Below are 17,536 nucleotides of genomic sequence, written 5' to 3'. Positions count from 1 at the left end.
AAAAACGGCAGCCACATGCTCCTGTATCAAGTTTTGACTTTAATGTAAAAAGCAAAAATGTAAAAGAAAAAAAGCAAAATAATAAATGAATCTGTGAGAACACAGCCAATACGGAAACGGGAAATGGTCATACTATTCTGATATCGCCAATTGGATTTTAAAACGAACTGAAATAAAAAGTAACCTGTCAACAAAGATTCATGCATTGTTTGTGCCGAAGGCAGGAGCGATACAAGGAGGACATGTCGCGACGGCATGTTTAAATTAATGAAAATAGCAGTTTTATCAGATATACATGGTAATATGGAAGCTTTTCGCGAAGTTGTAAAATATCTGGAAAAAGAACAGATAAAAAAAGTGCTCATTCTTGGAGATATTATTGATTATGGTCCTCACTCAAATGAGGTGATTACCTGCTTAATGGATCTTCCATGGGAAATAATCGGTAATATTCGTGGAAATCATGAGGAAGCAATCATAGAACAAAAATATGACATGTTTTCTTCTGAAAGAGGGAAAAGATGTGCAGAGAATACGCGAAAATTGCTGAATGCACAAAGTTGGCATTATTTGAATACCATAATGGATTCAACAGCATTAACAGAGGTAGTTATAGAAGGAAAAAAATGCTTAGCAGTTCATGGAAGCCTTAAAGATCATTTGTGGACAGCTATCAGACCTGGGCAGGATTTAAGAGAATATAAAAAATATGACTATGTTTTTTCTGGACATTCCCATTTACCGCATATATTTGGTGAATATTATTATGTAGATAATATAGAATACAGAAATAAGAAACGTACAATGTTTATTAATCCAGGGTCTGTCGGACAGCCAAGGAATCATAATCCCAGAGCACAATTTGTACTATGGGATACAGAAACAGATGAATTTAAGATGTGTGCAGTTGATTATGATATAGAAAGAGAGCAGAAAGCATTTTCTGATAAAATAGATTCTTTTTATAAAAAAAGGTTATTAACAGGAGTATGATGATAATGAAAAACTTGTATGTGATCAGTGGAGTAACTGGAATGACAGGAAATGAATTGGCAAGACAGCTTGTCAGAATGGGACATAAGGTGATAGGTTTTGATAATTTTTTTGCGTCTTCTCTTCATACAGTAGAAGACATAGTCAATAATTCACTTTTTACGTTTTATCAATACGATATTAATGATAATGCCCAGATGGACAGCCTGAAACAAGAAATACAAAAAGAAAAGGGTCAATATGGTTTACTTGTATACATAAACTGTGCTGCAGTGGTACATACGGAACATTTTTATCATGTAAATCGCACGTTTACAACCAATGTACTGGGAATGAAGATGTTTCTTGACCAGGCGATAGAGAATGGTGCAGATATTTATATAAATTGTTCAACGTCTGAAGTATATTCTATGCAGTCATGGACACCGGATGGAGTGAAAGAGTCGGATTTTATTACTATGTCTGATGCAGAACACAGTCAGAGAACGAGCTATGCTACTGGAAAACTTATGACAGAATTTTTTATAAAAGATGCTGTGGATGAAGGTAAGATTAAAGGATGTTCGATTCGCTTTGCTAATGTTTACAGCAAAAATGAATTGTATCCAAAACATATTATCCCTTATATTCTTCACCAGTTAAAGGATACAGGAAAGGTGCAGCTTTTAGAAAATAGTAAGAAAAATATGAGAACATTTCTTTACAATGAAGATTCTTGCAGGGCTGTGATTGCATTGATTGATTCACCGGAGGCTTTGGATGGTTCTATTTATAATGTGGCAACGGATGAGGAAATATCCATTGTAAATCTGGTAAAAATGTGTGGGGATAAAATGGGGAAGAAAGATCCACAGATTGTATTTAAAGGATTTAGAAAGTCAGATCCGGAAAGGAGACTGTTAAATACAGATAAAATCCGGGAAAGAACCGGATGGATGCCGAAAGTAACACTTGAACAAGGTATTGAAGAGTGTGTAAAGGAATTAAACAAATGAAAGTTTTAATCATAACGGTGGCGGGCATGTCTACACGATTCAGCCGGTCAGTAGGTAAGCCGGTCATTAAGTGTTTATATCATAATAAGTCATTAAAAGACAGCTTGTTGTATATTTTGTTAGAACGCAGCAGAGAATTTGACTATTTTATTATAGTGGGTGGATACAGATATAAAGAGTTATGCGAAACAATCAGGGCATCATTTAAAAAGTTTTCAGATAGGATTCTTTTGATTGAAAATCCATATTATTCAACCTATGGTTCAGGATATAGTCTTTATTTAGGACTGCAAAAAGCCTTTGAAACAGGGGCAGATGAGATCGTTTTTGCAGAAGGAGATTTATATTTTAATGAAGACGATTACCAAAGGGTGTGTAGTGCCGATAAAAGTGTGGTTACTGTTAATAGAAATCCAATCCTGGCAGACAAATCAGTTGCGCTGTATTTTGATATTGATGGTGAAATCCGATACATATATGATACAGGACACAATGAATTACTCATAAAAGAGCCCTTTTTTGCGATTTATAATTCTGGACAGGTCTGGAAATTTTCAGATAAAGAAATAGCAAAAAAAGTATTTAGCAAAATAGATAAAGAAGAATGGAAAGGAACTAATCTGATTTTTGTTGAAAAATATTTTCGTACTATTGGGAGAGACAAGTATGAACTGATTACCTTGGGAAATTGGGTTAACTGCAATACATTAGATGACTTCAACCAAATTCAGGAGTATTAAAAGATGAAAACAATCAATGAAAAGCTGGAAAAATTGAAAAATGAATTGAAAAACAGGAAAGTCAGAATTATGATCATTGGCCTGGGAAGTGTAGGAAATTATTTGCTGGATTATCTGGTTTCTATGGCGGATGAGAATATGGAAATCTGCGTGGTTGGAAGAAATGAAGAAAAAATGAACTCGGATGTAAATATCGTTAAGGTTGCGTCGTTGATCAGAGGACAAAACAAATGTCAGGTAAAAATAAATGCTACTGTTGATTTAAACGATATAAAAACGATTGAGCATGCTATAGAGTGTTTTGTACCGGATATCATTGTCAATAGCAGCCGTGCTTACTCAGGGTTGAAATATGGAAGCATTTCGTGGAAAACAGTGCGGGCTTATGGAATCTGGTCTCCTTTATCTATACGATATACAAAAAATATCATGGAGGCTTATGAAAGAACTGGTTCAGATGCGATTGTTATTAATACATCTTATTCAGATGTGGTGATACCATGGTTGAAATCGGCAGGTAAGGCATATCCGGACTTTGGAAGTGGTAACATCAATCATCTGGTATACCGATTTAAGCTTGCGGCAGGCAATATTCTCTCGATTAGAGACTTTTGGAATATAGATATTACATTTGCAGTTGCCCATTTTCATGATGTATGTATTAGTAAAGAAGGTCATACAGAGGGAGTACCAATGCTGATCGACATGAGATACCATGACAGTCCACTACCTTTGGGGATTGATAAAATCATATCCAATTGCAATATCCCTATGCCAGTTGATGCTAAAAGAAATATGATGAATGCTTCCAGTAATTTTGAAATTATTCAGGCAATCCTTGGGGCGGTAAGAACTGGAAAAAAGACAAAACTTCATTGTCCTGGGGTATTTGGTGAGATAGGTGGATACCCGGTTATTATTGATGGAAGTGGTGAATCTCCACGAGCGTATATAGATGAAACTGTTTTTTCTTTGGAAGAAATGAGGAAAAAAAACAAAGAATCTATTTATTTAGACGGAATAGAGAATGTCCAGGATGGTGTTCTTGTTTATACAAATGAATTGTTACAAAAAGTAAAAAAAGTTTTTGACGTGAATCTTACAAAACAGGTTTCTTTTGATGAAATAGATAATACAGCAGAGTTTATTATCAGGGAAATAATAGAAAAAAACAAATAAAACGAACAAATTAGAGGAGATTCAAATATGGGCATTGTATATACATGCTTTACAACAGATGTGATCCATGCAGGGCATTTAAATATCATCCATGAGGCACAAAAATATGGAGACGTAGTGGTTGGTGTTATGACAGATAAGGCATTAGTACAGTTTGACCGTTTTCCCACAATTTCTTTTTATGAAAGAAAAAAAATGGTGCAAGAAATTGCTGGTGTGTCAGAAGTAGTCGAACAGGATTCAATTATGTATGATACGGTCATTAGGAAAATAAAGCCGGATTATGTTATACATGGAGATAATTGGTGTAAAGGACCTATGAAAGCAATCCGCGAAAATGCAAAAAAAGCAGTGGAAGCTTACGGTGGTAAGATCATTGATATTCCATATACATATGATCCACAGATTAAAGAACTCAGTAGGAAAATGAGGGCAAGACTTGCTATGCCAGAGTACAGACGGAAGCGATTAAAGCAGTTACTTGGCATTAGACCGATTGTAAAGGCACTGGAAGTTCATAATGGAATTACAGGTCTTATTGCAGAGAAAACAGTGGTTGAGCATGAGGGAAGATTGGATCAATTTGATGCCATGTGGATTTCTTCTCTTTGTGATTCCACAGCTAAAGGGAAACCTGATATTGAGCTTGTTGATATGACAAGCCGGTTTAGAACAATTGATGATGTTACAGAGGTAACAACAAAACCTATCATTTTTGATGGAGATACAGGTGGGCTGACAGAACATTTTGTATATACAGTGAGGTCTCTTGAGAAAATGGGAGTTTCAGCTGTGATCATTGAAGATAAAACGGGGCTTAAGAAAAATTCGCTGTTTGGGACAGATGTGGCACAGACCCAGGATAGTATAGAACATTTCAGCCAGAAGATACGCGCAGGAAAAAATGCCCAGCTTACAGATGATTTCATGATCATTGCAAGAATTGAAAGTCTTATTCTGGAACGCGGAATGGAAGATGCTTTAAAGCGTGCAACTGCTTTTGTTAAAGCAGGTGCAGATGGAATTATGATTCATAGCAGAAAAAAAGATCCAGCGGAGATACTGGAATTTTGTGATAAGTTCAGGATGGTAAATACGGAAACACCTTTAGTAGTGGTTCCCTCCTCTTTCAATACGATTACGGAAGAGGAACTGGCAGTTCATGGGGTGAACCTTGTGATTTATGCGAATCAGTTGACTCGCAGTGCATTTCCTGCCATGCAGGATACAGCAAGAGAAATATTGAAATATCATAGAGCGAAAGAAGTGGATGACCGACTACTTCCGATTAAGGATATTATTACATTAATCGATACACTATAACAAGTGTGGAAAGAGAGTAAGGAGTGCAAAGAGCTTATGAAAGCAGAAAAGCTAGTACAGATTATAGGATCAGATTTTTATACAGGCGTGCCGGATTCACAATTAAAAGCACTTTGTGATTACCTGATGGCAACATATGGAATCAATGAGAACCATCATATAATAGCGGCAAATGAAGGAAATTGTACAGCTTTAGCAGCTGGTTACTATCTGTCCACAGGTAAGATACCTGTAGTATACATGCAGAATTCAGGAGAAGGAAATATTATTAATCCTGTTGCATCGTTGTTAAATGATAAGGTCTATGCGATACCCATGATATTTATTATAGGCTGGAGAGGTGAACCGGGAATACATGATGAACCTCAACATATTTATCAGGGAGAGATTACTTTAAAACTTCTCGAAGATATGGGGATAGAAGCTTTTGTAATCCGCAAAGAAACAACGGATAAAGAAGTAGAGCAGCAGATGGAATGCTTTAGGAAAAAATTGGCAGTTGGAAAAGATGTAGCTTTTGTAGTCAGTAAAGGAGCTATTTCTACGGATACAAAGATTTCATACAAAAATCATAACAAAATGCTGCGAGAAGATGTTATTCGGCTTATTGTAAAAAATTCTAAAAAAGATCCAATTATTTCAACTACCGGGAAGGCATCCAGAGAACTTTTTGAAATAAGGACAGCAAATGAACAGGGGCACCAGTATGATTTTCTGACAGTAGGATCAATGGGGCATACGTCTTCTATTGCCCTGGGTATAGCACTAAATGAGCCAGATACAAAGATATGGTGTATTGATGGTGATGGTTCAGCTCTTATGCATATGGGAGCTATGGCGATAATAGGTTCTACTGCCCCCGCAAATATGATCCATGTAATCATTAACAATGAAGCGCATGAAACAGTTGGAGGCATGCCAACAGCGGCTTCTGTTAATTTTACAAAAGTTGCGAAAGCCTGTGGTTATCCACATGCAGTTTGTGTTGATACATTTGATGATTTGGAAAGAGAACTTAAGAAAGCAAGAAAACGAAAAAAGTTGAGTTTAATAGAGGTGAAGTGTGCTATTGGATCAAGACAAAATCTGGGTAGACCAACAACAACAGCTATTGAAAATAAGGAAAAGTTCATGGAGTATCTGAAAACATTAAATGAATATCAATTAATAACCACCTCTTTGAAAAGAGATTAATTTGTGAAGCGGATATTTTATTTTTTTGAGCGGGGATAATTTTCGTTGCGATTGGTCTGGCGAATCGGGAACTTCTGATCATCAAACAGAATAAATGCAGAAGATATGTCATCTGGCTGGAAACGGATATCGACCTTTGCGGAGATGAATTGCATGGGAACATCATAGCAGACGCCATCAATCGTAACTGTGGAGTCCTTACGGACTTTTCTGGTAATCCGGTTATAAAAACAGCCATCTAGCCATTGTCTGGACTCTGGCTTGCCTTTGCTAGCCCCATCACGGACATGGGTATGCAACAAAAGGATTCCAAGGGATACGCAGGACAGGTCTCCATTCCGGGCGGAACTGAGCCATAAAGGTGTCAAAGAGAAATTTAGATGAAGTTTTTATACGGATTAGCTTGCAAAGTAGTGAGTTTTTTCTTATCATCATAGAGTACATATTGGAATTTGCCGGAAAGAACTTTATGGCAATAAGAAAATGCAAAGAGCTGTTGGAACAGCAGTATGGTAATTACATGGAACTCCCCCCCAAAAAAAGAACAAGTTCCTCACCACTTTGTGTGTGATTTTAAAATTTAAAAGGAGACAAATAAAACATGAAAAAAAGAATTGGAATAGTTAGTTATAACATCTATTGTAACTTCACAAATTATGGCTCTGCACTTCAATCATGGGCACTTTGTCAGTCTATAAAAAAGATTGCTGGGAATATAGTTGAGCCTGTCCTTGTTGATTATTGCCCTGAGGTTTTAGCTGATAAAGACCCATTGAATCCAGTTGCCAATATGTGGGATAAAGATGAGGAATCTCGTAAGATGTGTGAGCTTACACTGCCCGCTATTCAGGAAAATTATTATAAGTTTGATAAATTCTATCATAAGCGTTTTGAACGCACGTGTAAGAAATACACGGCTCAAAATTTTAATGATATTTCTATGGATGAAAACATTACAGGCTTCGTATGTGGAAGTGATACGATCTTTTGCATTGATGAGTTTGGAGGCTTCGATGATGGATATTTCGCAAATTATGATTGTATGAAAAAGAATAGCGTTGCGTATGCCGCAAGTTTTGCAGATTCACATTTTGAGCAGGACGATTATCAAAAGTTGAACGAAAGGCTGAAAAATTTTAATGCGATTGGCTTAAGAGAAAATCAAATGATACCATATGTCACTTCTCATGTAGATGTTCCAGTTCAAAGGGTAATTGATCCAACATTATTGCTGACAAGTAATGAGTACGACAAAATAGCGGACGAACGGCTGGAAAATGAGAAGTATCTGTTACTTTACTCGCGTAGATATAATCCTCATATGGAGGCTTATGCAGAGAAGCTTGCAGCAGAAAATGGCTGGAAGATCGTTGAAATTAGTTTGCGCGCAAAAAATGCTGAAAAAACTAATCGCCGAATGTTCTATGAGGCAGGGGTTGAAGAGTTTTTGTCCCTTACGAAATATGCAGAATGTGTTGTGACAAATTCGTTCCATGGAGCGATATTTGCTGTTCAATACAGTAAGCCGTTCTACGTATTCTCCAGAGAACTGTGTGATACTAAAATAAAAGAGCTTCTTGCCCTGTTTGGCTTGACTGACCATTTGCTGGTAAGTGGAGCGGAAGATAAGGGTAATTTGAACGATATAAATTATGAAGTAGTTCATAGTCGCATAGCAGAAGCTAGAAAAAAATCTCTTGAGTTCTTGCACATGGAATTGACTTCCTGCTTTTAATGGTGGTGTGAGATATGGCGGGATACTTGACAGACAAAGATAAGGGAAAGTGTTACGGCTGTGAAGCCTGTGTTCAGATTTGCCCTAAAAGTGCATTGAAGATGGAAGAGGACGATGAAGGATTTCGTTATCCGATTCTTAATAAAGACTTGTGTGTAAAATGTAATTTGTGCCACCAAGTCTGTCTTTATGAGAATATGCCAGTGCGATATGGCAAGGACAAGTATGTTTTTGGTGGATATATCAAAGATGAAGAAGTACGTTTTGAAAGCACTAGCGGCGGTGCATTTTCAGCTATTGTCGATACTTTTTGCGATGACAATTATGTGATTTTTGGTGCAGAAAGTAAGGGGCTTTTAGTTTGGCACAGTTATATTACCGACAAGAAAAATTTGGCTAAGTTTAGAAAATCAAAATATTCCCAAAGCAAAATGGGTAAATCATATCAGCAGGCTAAAGATTTTTTGAATTCCGGAAAGAAAGTGCTTTTTTCTGGAACGCCATGTCAAATTTCTGGATTAAAGGCGTTTTTGCGTAATACGAATCAGGATAACTTATTAACCGTGGAGGTTATTTGCGAAGGCGTCCCGAGTCCCCTTTATATTCGGAAATATGAGCAATCACTAAAAAAGAAATTCGGTGCTTTAATCGAAAGCATTGACTACAGGTATAAGGGCCACTCTTTTCTCGGACATCACAAATGGGACTTCGAGATAATGAGGACCACAGTTATGATGAACGATAATAAGAAAAAAGTAATTGAAAAAGACCGTTGGTTTAACCCATTTTGGTATATTTGGTTGAAGCATCTTATGAGCCGACCTTCATGCTATGAATGCCTCTTTGCGACAACGGAACGGACAGCCGATATATCTCTCGGCGACCTATGGGGAGTACATATTTATTGTATGGAATTATATGGTAAAAATGGTGGTTCTTCTCTGGCAATTGCAAATACTGAAAAGGGAAAATCTGTATTGAAAAAAGCTGAAGGTTCGATGTATGGGCATGAGTTGAGATTTGAAGATGCTTTAAGGTATCAAGGTCCAATGCGTAAACATATTGAAATGAACCCTAAGCGAGAACAATTTATGCAGGATCTGAAAAGTGAAATGGATATTGAAGATATTAACAGAAAATGGGCAGATAAGCCATCGCTAAAACTATTATGGCAGAAATACGTTTGGGGTAATCGTCAGAAAGCTTTTGTGTGGTCTATAAGGAATAGAAAGTAACATATAAAGGAGATCAGTACAATGTATTATCTAAACCAAAAGATAGAAAATCTGGTTAGAATTTTTGACCAGAATGAACGGAAGAGCTATCTTTAAAGCATTTACAAAGAAAGATGGCCGGAAGCATGGGAAGATTTGTAAACCCAGACAGCAGTGCGTTTCAGGTTGCTCTTAACTCCAGAATATATGTGGATAAGACTGGCTTGATCGAGTATACAAATAGCGTTCTCGATACAACGAATGCCTATATCTGCAATAGCCGGCCGCGTCGGTTCGGAAAGTCTTATGCAGCAAACATGCTGGCGGCATATTACAGCAAGGGTACGGATTCCGAGCAGATGTTTTCAGGATTGAGGATAAGCAAAGATGCCGATTTCAAGAAGCATCTTAATAAATACGATGTGATCCATATTGATATTCAGTGGTTTTTAGCAAACTGTGATGATGCGGATAAAGTGGTCTCTTTTATAACAAAAAGTGTTCTGGATGAACTTCGTGGCATTTATCCAGATGCGCTGCCACAAGAGGTAGTGACTCTTCCGGATGCGCTTTCACGGGTAAAGGAACGTACTGGACAGAAATTTGTTGTTATCATAGATGAATGGGATGTTATTATCCGAGATGGAGCAATTATAGAAAACATTCAGGATGAATACCTTAATTTTTTAAGGGGAATGTTTAAAGGTGTAGAACCAACGAAGTACATCCAGCTGGCATATCTTACGGGAATTCTGCCGATTAAGAAAGAAAGGGCCCAGTCCGCAGTAAATAACCTGGATGAGTTTACAATGCTGCAGGCAGATGAATTGGCTCCATACATCGGTTTTACCGAAAACGAGGTAAAAGGACTCTGTGAAAAATACAACAGGGATTTTGATAAAGTCAAAAAATGGTATGATGGGTATCTGCTTGATGGATATCAAGTGTATAATCCCAAAGCTGTTGTAAGTGTAATGACAAAAGGACGATTTAGAAGCTATTGGTCTGAGACCGGTTCGTATGAGGTAGTTGTACCACTCATCTGCATGAATTATGATGGGCTGAAGAATGCGATTATCGAGATGCTTTCAGGTTCAGAAGTTAAAGTTGATACAGCAACTTTCAAAAATGATCCGGCTGAGATACAAAATCGTGACGATGTGATCACCTACTTGATTCACCTTGGTTATCTAGGATACAATGAGGATAGTGAATCAGCATTTGTTCCGAATGAGGAGATCAGACAGGAACTAATCACAGCTGTGAGAAGCAGTAATTGGGATGAACTGATTGCATTTCAGCAAGAATCGAGAAAACTTCTTACAGCTACACTGTCAATGGATGAAAAACAGGTTGCTGCTGAAATCGATAAGTTTCATTCACAGTATGCATCAATGATCCAGTATAACGATGAAAATTCGTTGAGCAGCATAATCACTATTGCTTATCTGGGAGCAATGCAGGATTGAGAAATACGAGAAGGATTGATTCTGCTTGGAGCTGATCACACCTTCCGGCTATATCTGAGCACATTTCCGGTCTAACTACCACTGCCAGCCGTTTGCCATAGGCTCCTCCCACTACTTTCAGGTGGTGGGAGGAGCCTTGTAAATCTTTAGTTATTACCCCTGACTCTCAATATATTTTTGTATGGTAGCTGACGATACTTCTCCGATGCTACAAGCAAAATATCCGTCTGACCAAAATATCTTTTTCTTCCAATACTGTTTAGACAGAAGCGAACCATATTTGTGCCATAAATAATACGTTGTTTCTTGATTTACAATTTTGACAATATCGCAAACCCTATCTGTTGTATCGTAACTTAATAAGAAATGTATATGGTCTTTGTCGGTTTCTATAGCAATAATTTCGTAGCCATAAGTATTAGCAATATCGAAAATCTTTTGTTTAACATCATCAGCGATAGAACCTTTGAGTAATTGTTTACGATTGCAAGTGTACAGATCTGTTCACAGTTACAAAGAAGCTATCTTGTGATATAAGCCTTCAACAGCTCAAAGGTATTGTGAACTCCGTCCATATGGGAGCGTTCGTAATTATGGGAAGCATAGACTCCAGGACCGATGAGACCGTGGCGGATATCATATCCGGCGCGCAGGGTAGTCTCCACATCGGAGCCATAATGCGGATAAACATCAATGGCATAATCCAGCTTCTTCTCCTTTGCAAGGTTGGAAAGAGCCGTGATCAGATCATAGTTATAAGGACCACCGGAATCTTTGGCACAGATCGAAACCATCCGTTCGGTGCAGCCAAGGTCGCTGCCGACACAGCCCATATCGACAGAAATCATCTCCTCTGTATCATCCGGTACGACACTTCCGCCGTGCCCTACTTCTTCATATACTGTAAATAATAAAGAAACCTTGCGGTTCAGCTTCCAGGCATCTTCACGTACGGCTCTGGCGAGACCCAGCAGGATAGCGGCAGAAAGCTTGTCATCCAGAAAACGGCTCTTGATGTATCCGCTTTCTGTCACAACCGTGCGTGGGTCCATGGCGATGATGTCACCGGTCTGGATCCCAAGTGCCAGAGTATCCTGATCGGAAGTGACATTTTCATCCAGCAGGATCTCCATATTTTCTTCGATCAGCTCGGTTTTCTGATCAGCCACGTGGGAAGAAGGCTCCTTGTTCAGTACTACACCGGTGTAAACTCTGCCATCACGAGTGTGAATGGTGCAGTTCTCGCCGTCCGCTGTGGACCACTGATGACCTCCGATGGTTGTGGGCCGCAGACGTCCGTTTTCCTTGATGGAGCGAACCATAGCCCCCAATGTATCAACATGGGCTGCCAGTACCAGAGGAGAGCCGGAACCACCCAGGGTAACGAATACGTTCCCCTTATTGCTGCGCTCCGGGGAATACCCCAGAGAAGATAATTCGGACAACAGGTAATCAGTCACTTTTGCTGTAAAGCTGGACGGACTCGGGATAGAAGTTAAGGTGTATAACTGCTCTTTGATAAAATTCATATGAGAGTTCATGTTTACATTCCTCCTGAAGGATATTTCTGATTACTATTGTAGCGAACCGGAGAAGAAAGGTCAACAAAGGATCTGACGAAAAGAAGGACGCTCCAGCTCACCGACAACCGATGACGATCAGAAAATGAGGTCTGCAAATCGGGAAAGTTTCTTTACAGGAAATTTTGCATATGAAAAGTTTCGTATCGCTTTACAAACTACCGGGTTCTCCGATATAATTGCATTGAGAAATCGAGGGATAAGAGGAATGGATAGTTTAAGGAAACAATATGAGTGAATTTACCTGTAATAGGATATCAAACAAGAAGGAGAGACTAGGTTGTTGCGAACAAAAAAGGCATTATTTCAGGGCGCTCTGCTGATTGCCGGTATAGTCATGCTGTGCGTCGGCGTGATGCGAGGAGAGGCGGATACCGTGTTAAGTAAGGCGATCAGGCTGTGTTTGGAGTGTGTAGGAATTGGATAACAGAAAACATATCATATCAAAGATACTGAGCCGGTTTCGCGGCTGGATCCAGGCAGCGGCGGCGCTTCTTACGAACCCTCACCTGCCGAATTTTTTCAAAGGCGGGATCTATCAGGGAAAGGAAAAGGCAGTCTGCGTGCCGGGGCTGAACTGCTATTCCTGTCCGGCGGCAGCCGGGGCATGTCCGATCGGTTCCTTTCAGGCGGTGGTCGGCTCATCGAAATTCAGCTTTTCCTATTATATAACAGGATTTCTGATCCTGGTTGGTGTCCTTTTAGGGCGCTTTATATGCGGATTTTTGTGCCCCTTTGGCTGGCTGCAGGATCTTCTTCACAAAATTCCGGGAAAAAAGCTGTCCACGGAAAGGCTTAAGCCTCTGACTTATCTTAAATATGCCGTGCTGTTTTTTACCGTGATCGCACTGCCGGCGCTTGTTGTAAATGATGTGGGAATGGGTGACCCATTCTTTTGCAAGTATCTCTGCCCGCAGGGAGTTTTAGAGGGGGCAATTCCTTTGTCAGCCGTTAATCCGGGGATCCGGTCGGCATTGGGACAGCTGTTTACCGGAAAGCTTATGATCCTGATCGGAGTTTTCGTTCTAAGTGTGCTGTTTTATCGGCCGTTCTGCAAATGGCTCTGTCCCCTCGGTGCGTTTTATGCGCTGATGAACAAGGTATCCCTGCTTGGGATCAAAGTGGATGAACACAGATGCATCTCCTGCGGAGCATGCAGAAGAGTCTGTCAGATGGATGTCGATGTCACAAGCTCACCCAATCACACGGAATGTATCCGGTGCGGGAAGTGTATCAATGCCTGTCCCACGGATGCCGTCAGCTTTTGCTACGGCTTTGCGTCCGACTCAAATAGAAATGGAGAAAAGAAATGAAACGATCAAATATGACAGCGATCCTGCTCATCGTTGTGTTGGCATTTGGCCTCACAGCGTGCGGGGGAGCAAAGAATAACAAGGAAACTGCCTCCGGGCAGACGTCAGAGAGCGGAACGTCACTGTCCGCGGAGCCGGGAGATGACAAAGAAGCAGCAGACCTGTATCAAAAGCTGATGCAGAAGGAGGAGGACATCCAGTCAGCCAATGCAGAGCTCTGGGAAAAGCTGTTCCTGACGATCGATAAGGACCAGGTGGTAAGCGGAGACAATAATAATTACGGCGATTTTCTTCGGAAGGCGATCGAAGCTGCAAAGGATCAATTTACAGCAGATGAGTTGAAAATTCTGAATGACGGAGCCGGACAGATCCGGGAGATCGAGGAAAAACTGATGGCTCTGGAGGAGAAATATCCGGATTGCGTCAAGATGCCGGGGGAAGGTGAGAGTGCTGCGGCAGGAAATGCTGAGAGCGGTCAGGAAAAGTTCCCGGACTTTCAGGGAAAGGATCTCGATGGCAAGGAGGTAAACAGCAGTGAACTCTTTTCCGGCAATACCGTAACCGTCGTGAATTTCTGGTTTACGACCTGCAAGCCCTGTGTCGGAGAGCTTGCGGATCTGGATGCGCTGAATCAGGAGCTGGCGCAAAAGGGCGGTGCGGTCGTAGGAATCAATGCATTTACGCTGGACGGCGATGAGGGTGCGATTGCCGAGGCGAAGGAGATCCTGTCAAAAAAGGGAGCATCCTATCAGAATCTCTGGTTTGACTCCGACAGCGATGCCGGCCGTTTTACCGCCGGACTGTATGCATTCCCAACGACCTATGTTGTTGATCAGAACGGGAACATCGTGGGACAGCCGATCGTAGGCGCGGTCACATCCCCGGAGCAGACGAAGGCGCTTAATGCCCTGATCGAGCAGGCGCTTGCCACTTGTAAAAGAAATCCCCGCCCCGTATAATAAAAGTCAGGGAATGGAACCATGATTTCCAGGAAAACATTTGAATGGAAAAGGTGAAAAAGGTGCAGACAGACCAGAAAACAGGCGCACAGGCGGCGGACCCGATGACGGGGGCAGAGGCTCTGGATCCCGTCTATCGGCGGCGCTGTCTTCTGGGCAGTTTATCTGGCGTTTCTGCATTTTGTGGATAATGAATATCTGGGATTTTTCGTGGTTGCGATTTTGATCACGATCTACTCGGAGATCTGGGCGAGAGTTCTGAAGACACCGGCGACGACGATTTTGATGCCGACGGTCATCCCACTGATTCCGGGAGGATCCCTGTACTATGCGATGGACGCGGCGCTCCGCCATGATGCTCCGGAGTTCATCCTGAAGGCCCAGAAAGCCATCGGGCTTGCGGTCGCGCTTGTGGCCGGAATCATGATCGTTACGTCATTGAGGCGGCCGATCGAGGCGCTGGTGCACATAGTAGCTAAGAAAAAATATTGACGAACAAATGTTTGCAATATATAATGAATTTATGGGAAAGCAGAATACATAAAAGGCGGCCTGCCCTCCATAAAAGGAGGGGCTTCCCCCTCCGGACGAAAGAAAGGAGGGCGATGCCAATGTATGTTACATATTCGGACTTGATCCAGATAGGTATCTTCATTGTAGCTCTCGTAGGATTGTGTTACACAATTTTCGGGAAAAGAAAATAGCCGCCACTACCCCAATAGTGACGGCTGTTACATTGTAACAAGCTAGTTATAAAGGGTAGGCCGTGTGTATCTGACTTTCCCTTTTTGTATCTATAGTCTATCATATTCGAAAAGTGAATTCAAGTACTATTTCCCTTCAGTTGTCACCGACAACCCCGGCGTTACTGCTTACGCTTTGCGTAAACAGTAACGGGATTTTGCCGATGCTTCGCATCCTAAATCGGCAAAATCCGCATCCAGGACATTATATTATGGTATTTTCGGTGCCGAAAATACCTACTTGGAATAGCGGTTGCATATTTTCATGAATATGGCGACATTTTAATGCCGCCGGTCCGGACGAGAGAGCAGATGTGATTACTTTTTATGGGCAGGAATTTTCTGAACTGAAAACCCCGTACAATATAGTAGTGGCCGCAGATGTACTGGAATTCGTACAGGGATTGACAGAATGGATTTCCTATATTATGATGCTGAAATATGGTGGGACAAGTATTGGAAATGAGAGCGTGACTGAACCCAGCCGCGCGCGAGCTGATGAAAAGAGGAGAGCAGAATGGCTGAAACCGGTGAGGAGACATATTATATTGTAGGAGAATCAAGAACGAATGTGGATAACGCGATCACAAAGGTGTATGGAAGCTTTTTTATCGCGTTTGAGGTGATCCCATCAACAGGAGAGATCATACAGACAGACTGTTCGAGAACGCTGGAGCTGACAAATGATTTTATACGAAAGCTTTTTCTGCATAAGCACCTGGAAACGGATGCGAAGGTGATCGAGGAGGCGATCCGGCGCCGATATCATGGTTCTTCCTGGAAAGCGCTGATCGTTGCCTATCGGGACGCGTTAAAGCATTATCAGCGCGCGATGGCCGCCGAAGCAGAGGAAAAGGGGAAAAAAGGTGACAACTGAAAAGAATGAAGAGATGACAAGCGAAGAAGTCCTGACCTGCGCGATCAATATCGGGGAGCAGCTCCTCGTGAGCGGGGCGGAGATCAGCCGTGTGGAGGATACGATCCGGAGGATCTGCAATGCCTACGGGATCCGGCAGAGCCATATTTTCTCGATCGCGTCGTGTATCATCGTGACGCTGGAGACGAAGGAGCGGAAGTGGATCACGCAGACGCGAAGAATTTTAAGTTACGGGACGGATATGTGGAAGCTGGACCGGCTGAATGACCTTTCGAGGCGGATCTGCGCGACGCAGCCGTCCTTTGAGGTGATCGACCGGGAGTACGAAAAAATATTGAAGGGGCCGACCTATTCCCCGGCGGTGCAGTGCGGGATCTATGCAATGACAGCCGGGGCGTTTGCCATTTTCTTTGGAGGAAATCTGTGGGATGGATTTGCGTCCCTGTTTGTCGGGGCGCTAATCCGCGTGACCTTATATGCGCTCTCCGCGATCAAGCTGAAGGCGATCTTCTCCAATATCCTCTGCTCTCTGATCTCCGGTATGGCATGTATTCTTGTCTGCTATCTCGGGATCGGACAGCATGTCGAGATGATCATGATCGGGAATATCATGCTCCTGATCCCGGGAGTCCTGATGACGAACTCATTCCGGGATTTCATCAGCGGGGACATGATCAGCGGACTTCTGCATTTTTCGGAGGCGATGATCACAGCCATCTGTGTGGCAGCCGGGTTTATTCTTTCTAAAATACTTCTTGGAGGGATGTTATGAGTCAGGATGTTCTTTCAATCATCGCATCGTTTTTCGGGTCGTTTGGATTTGCGATCATTTACAACATCCGCGGGCGCAGAGTCTTGATCCCGGCGATCGGCGGGGCAGTTTTCTGGGCAGTGTATCTTGTATTTTTACATTTTGTGAATAATGAATATCTGGGATTTTTCGTTGTGGCGATCCTGATCACGATCTACTCGGAGATCTGGGCGAGGATCTTAAAGACACCGGCAACGACGGTCCTGATGCCGACGGTCATCCCGCTGATCCCGGGAGGTTCCCTGTACTATGCGATGGACGCGGCTCTCCGGCGTGACATGCCGCAGTTTATCGTAAAGGGGCAGGCGGCGATCGGACTTGCGATCGCGCTTGCGGCGGGGATCATGGTCGTGACGTCGTTGAGGAGGCCGATCGAGGCGCTGGTGCACATAGTAGCTAAGAAATAATATT

Annotated in this window: 19 protein-coding genes; 17 read left to right on the top strand and 2 right to left on the bottom strand. The window is 41.7% G+C overall.

Annotation, left to right across the window (positions count from 1 at the left end; translation table 11 throughout):
- Window positions 1-255 precede the first annotated feature (255 nt).
- The 6 genes from DW826_RS00945 to aepY are packed head-to-tail and all read left to right on the top strand — an operon-like array spanning window position 256 to window position 6,424.
- Window positions 256-993 carry a metallophosphoesterase family protein gene (locus tag DW826_RS00945; RefSeq protein ID WP_117503677.1) on the top strand — a complete coding sequence of 246 codons (738 nt, stop codon included), beginning with the start codon at window positions 256-258 and terminating at the stop codon, window positions 991-993.
- 5 nt (window positions 994-998) lie between these two features.
- The gene (locus DW826_RS00940; RefSeq protein WP_117503685.1) at window positions 999-1,988 is read left to right on the top strand and encodes an NAD(P)-dependent oxidoreductase; all 990 of its coding nucleotides are present in this window, start codon (window positions 999-1,001) and stop codon (window positions 1,986-1,988) included.
- Window positions 1,985-2,728 (top strand): DUF6564 domain-containing protein, encoded by a 744-nt coding sequence (locus DW826_RS00935; protein ID WP_117551763.1) that lies wholly within the window; start codon window positions 1,985-1,987, stop codon window positions 2,726-2,728. Before DW826_RS00940 ends, DW826_RS00935 begins: the two co-directional genes overlap by 4 nt.
- A 3-nt stretch (window positions 2,729-2,731) precedes the next feature.
- Window positions 2,732-3,907 carry a hypothetical protein gene (locus tag DW826_RS00930; protein ID WP_117551762.1) on the top strand — a complete coding sequence of 392 codons (1,176 nt, stop codon included), beginning with the start codon at window positions 2,732-2,734 and terminating at the stop codon, window positions 3,905-3,907.
- A 27-nt stretch (window positions 3,908-3,934) separates the two neighbouring features.
- Window positions 3,935-5,230, top strand: a complete 1,296-nt coding sequence (gene aepX / locus DW826_RS00925) for a phosphoenolpyruvate mutase (RefSeq protein ID WP_117551761.1) — start codon at window positions 3,935-3,937, stop codon at window positions 5,228-5,230.
- 36 nt (window positions 5,231-5,266) lie between these two features.
- A complete protein-coding gene (gene aepY, locus DW826_RS00920) occupies window positions 5,267-6,424 on the top strand; it encodes a phosphonopyruvate decarboxylase (protein ID WP_117503673.1) in 1,158 nt (385 codons plus the stop codon).
- Between the two features lie 17 nt (window positions 6,425-6,441).
- Here aepY and DW826_RS00915 read toward each other — a convergent pair whose 3' ends face one another.
- Window positions 6,442-6,723: a Mu transposase C-terminal domain-containing protein gene (locus DW826_RS00915; protein WP_242992133.1), complete on the bottom strand. Its 282-nt coding sequence runs from the start codon at window positions 6,721-6,723 to the stop codon at window positions 6,442-6,444.
- A 302-nt stretch (window positions 6,724-7,025) separates the two neighbouring features.
- Here DW826_RS00915 and DW826_RS00910 point away from each other — a divergent pair, with 302 nt between their 5' ends.
- The 3 genes from DW826_RS00910 to DW826_RS00900 all read left to right on the top strand — a co-directional run bounded on the left by DW826_RS00910 (window position 7,026) and on the right by DW826_RS00900 (window position 10,842).
- Window positions 7,026-8,159 carry a polysaccharide pyruvyl transferase family protein gene (locus DW826_RS00910; protein ID WP_117551759.1) on the top strand — a complete coding sequence of 378 codons (1,134 nt, stop codon included), beginning with the start codon at window positions 7,026-7,028 and terminating at the stop codon, window positions 8,157-8,159.
- 14 nt (window positions 8,160-8,173) lie between these two features.
- The gene (locus DW826_RS00905) at window positions 8,174-9,394 is read left to right on the top strand and encodes a Coenzyme F420 hydrogenase/dehydrogenase, beta subunit C-terminal domain (RefSeq protein WP_117551758.1); all 1,221 of its coding nucleotides are present in this window, start codon (window positions 8,174-8,176) and stop codon (window positions 9,392-9,394) included.
- A gap of 125 nt (window positions 9,395-9,519) precedes the next feature.
- Complete coding sequence (locus DW826_RS00900) at window positions 9,520-10,842, top strand: AAA family ATPase (protein WP_117551993.1); 1,323 nt, start codon at window positions 9,520-9,522, stop codon at window positions 10,840-10,842.
- Between the two features lie 521 nt (window positions 10,843-11,363).
- On the opposite strand, the gene DW826_RS00890 is transcribed toward DW826_RS00900, so the two are convergent.
- Window positions 11,364-12,383 carry a M42 family metallopeptidase gene (locus DW826_RS00890; protein WP_117515143.1) on the bottom strand — a complete coding sequence of 340 codons (1,020 nt, stop codon included), beginning with the start codon at window positions 12,381-12,383 and terminating at the stop codon, window positions 11,364-11,366.
- A gap of 319 nt (window positions 12,384-12,702) precedes the next feature.
- On the opposite strand from DW826_RS00890, the gene DW826_RS00885 reads away from it, so the two are divergent.
- The 8 genes from DW826_RS00885 (at window position 12,703) to DW826_RS00855 (ending at window position 17,532) form a co-directional block, all read left to right on the top strand.
- Entirely contained in the window at window positions 12,703-12,849 is a 147-nt protein-coding gene (locus tag DW826_RS00885) for a CD1871A family CXXC motif-containing protein (RefSeq protein ID WP_117503664.1), read from the top strand.
- Window positions 12,842-13,735 carry a 4Fe-4S binding protein gene (locus DW826_RS00880; RefSeq protein WP_117551757.1) on the top strand — a complete coding sequence of 298 codons (894 nt, stop codon included), beginning with the start codon at window positions 12,842-12,844 and terminating at the stop codon, window positions 13,733-13,735. Before DW826_RS00885 ends, DW826_RS00880 begins: the two co-directional genes overlap by 8 nt.
- On the top strand, window positions 13,732-14,694 hold the full coding sequence (locus DW826_RS00875; RefSeq protein ID WP_117551756.1) for a TlpA disulfide reductase family protein: 963 nt from the start codon (window positions 13,732-13,734) through the stop codon (window positions 14,692-14,694). The genes DW826_RS00880 and DW826_RS00875 overlap by 4 nt, the downstream gene beginning before the upstream one ends.
- 44 nt (window positions 14,695-14,738) lie before the next feature.
- Window positions 14,739-14,885, top strand: coding sequence for a hypothetical protein (locus tag DW826_RS18140; RefSeq protein WP_015553194.1), 147 nt, complete (start codon window positions 14,739-14,741; stop codon window positions 14,883-14,885).
- Window positions 14,821-15,186 carry a threonine/serine exporter family protein gene (locus DW826_RS00870; protein WP_117515137.1) on the top strand — a complete coding sequence of 122 codons (366 nt, stop codon included), beginning with the start codon at window positions 14,821-14,823 and terminating at the stop codon, window positions 15,184-15,186. The genes DW826_RS18140 and DW826_RS00870 overlap by 65 nt, the downstream gene beginning before the upstream one ends.
- Before the next feature lie 768 nt (window positions 15,187-15,954).
- The gene (locus tag DW826_RS00865) at window positions 15,955-16,314 is read left to right on the top strand and encodes a DUF3870 domain-containing protein (RefSeq protein ID WP_015553196.1); all 360 of its coding nucleotides are present in this window, start codon (window positions 15,955-15,957) and stop codon (window positions 16,312-16,314) included.
- A complete protein-coding gene (locus DW826_RS00860) occupies window positions 16,304-17,086 on the top strand; it encodes a threonine/serine exporter family protein (RefSeq protein ID WP_242994017.1) in 783 nt (260 codons plus the stop codon). Before DW826_RS00865 ends, DW826_RS00860 begins: the two co-directional genes overlap by 11 nt.
- Window positions 17,083-17,532, top strand: a complete 450-nt coding sequence (locus DW826_RS00855) for a threonine/serine exporter family protein (RefSeq protein WP_117551755.1) — start codon at window positions 17,083-17,085, stop codon at window positions 17,530-17,532. The genes DW826_RS00860 and DW826_RS00855 overlap by 4 nt, the downstream gene beginning before the upstream one ends.
- Window positions 17,533-17,536 lie beyond the last annotated feature (4 nt).

This window comes from Clostridium sp. AM34-11AC, assembly GCF_003435375.1.
Lineage (GTDB): Bacteria > Bacillota > Clostridia > Lachnospirales > Lachnospiraceae > Pilosibacter > Pilosibacter fragilis.
This window is presented reverse-complemented; position numbering and strand designations above follow the sequence as displayed.

Excerpts from the sequence above, each read along its gene's own strand:
- DW826_RS00945 (WP_117503677.1), top strand. The coding sequence starts at position 256 with ATGTTTAAATTAATGAAAATAGCAGTTTTATCAGATATACATGGTAAT.
- DW826_RS00940 (WP_117503685.1), top strand. The coding sequence starts at position 999 with ATGAAAAACTTGTATGTGATCAGTGGAGTAACTGGAATGACAGGAAAT.
- DW826_RS00935 (WP_117551763.1), top strand. The coding sequence starts at position 1,985 with ATGAAAGTTTTAATCATAACGGTGGCGGGCATGTCTACACGATTCAGC.
- DW826_RS00930 (WP_117551762.1), top strand. The coding sequence starts at position 2,732 with ATGAAAACAATCAATGAAAAGCTGGAAAAATTGAAAAATGAATTGAAA.
- aepX (WP_117551761.1), top strand. The coding sequence starts at position 3,935 with ATGGGCATTGTATATACATGCTTTACAACAGATGTGATCCATGCAGGG.
- aepY (WP_117503673.1), top strand. The coding sequence starts at position 5,267 with ATGAAAGCAGAAAAGCTAGTACAGATTATAGGATCAGATTTTTATACA.
- DW826_RS00910 (WP_117551759.1), top strand. The coding sequence starts at position 7,026 with ATGAAAAAAAGAATTGGAATAGTTAGTTATAACATCTATTGTAACTTC.
- DW826_RS00905 (WP_117551758.1), top strand. The coding sequence starts at position 8,174 with ATGGCGGGATACTTGACAGACAAAGATAAGGGAAAGTGTTACGGCTGT.
- DW826_RS00900 (WP_117551993.1), top strand. The coding sequence starts at position 9,520 with ATGGGAAGATTTGTAAACCCAGACAGCAGTGCGTTTCAGGTTGCTCTT.
- DW826_RS00890 (WP_117515143.1), bottom strand. The coding sequence starts at position 12,383 with ATGAACTCTCATATGAATTTTATCAAAGAGCAGTTATACACCTTAACT.
- DW826_RS00875 (WP_117551756.1), top strand. The coding sequence starts at position 13,732 with ATGAAACGATCAAATATGACAGCGATCCTGCTCATCGTTGTGTTGGCA.
- DW826_RS18140 (WP_015553194.1), top strand. The coding sequence starts at position 14,739 with ATGGAAAAGGTGAAAAAGGTGCAGACAGACCAGAAAACAGGCGCACAG.
- DW826_RS00865 (WP_015553196.1), top strand. The coding sequence starts at position 15,955 with ATGGCTGAAACCGGTGAGGAGACATATTATATTGTAGGAGAATCAAGA.
- DW826_RS00855 (WP_117551755.1), top strand. The coding sequence starts at position 17,083 with ATGAGTCAGGATGTTCTTTCAATCATCGCATCGTTTTTCGGGTCGTTT.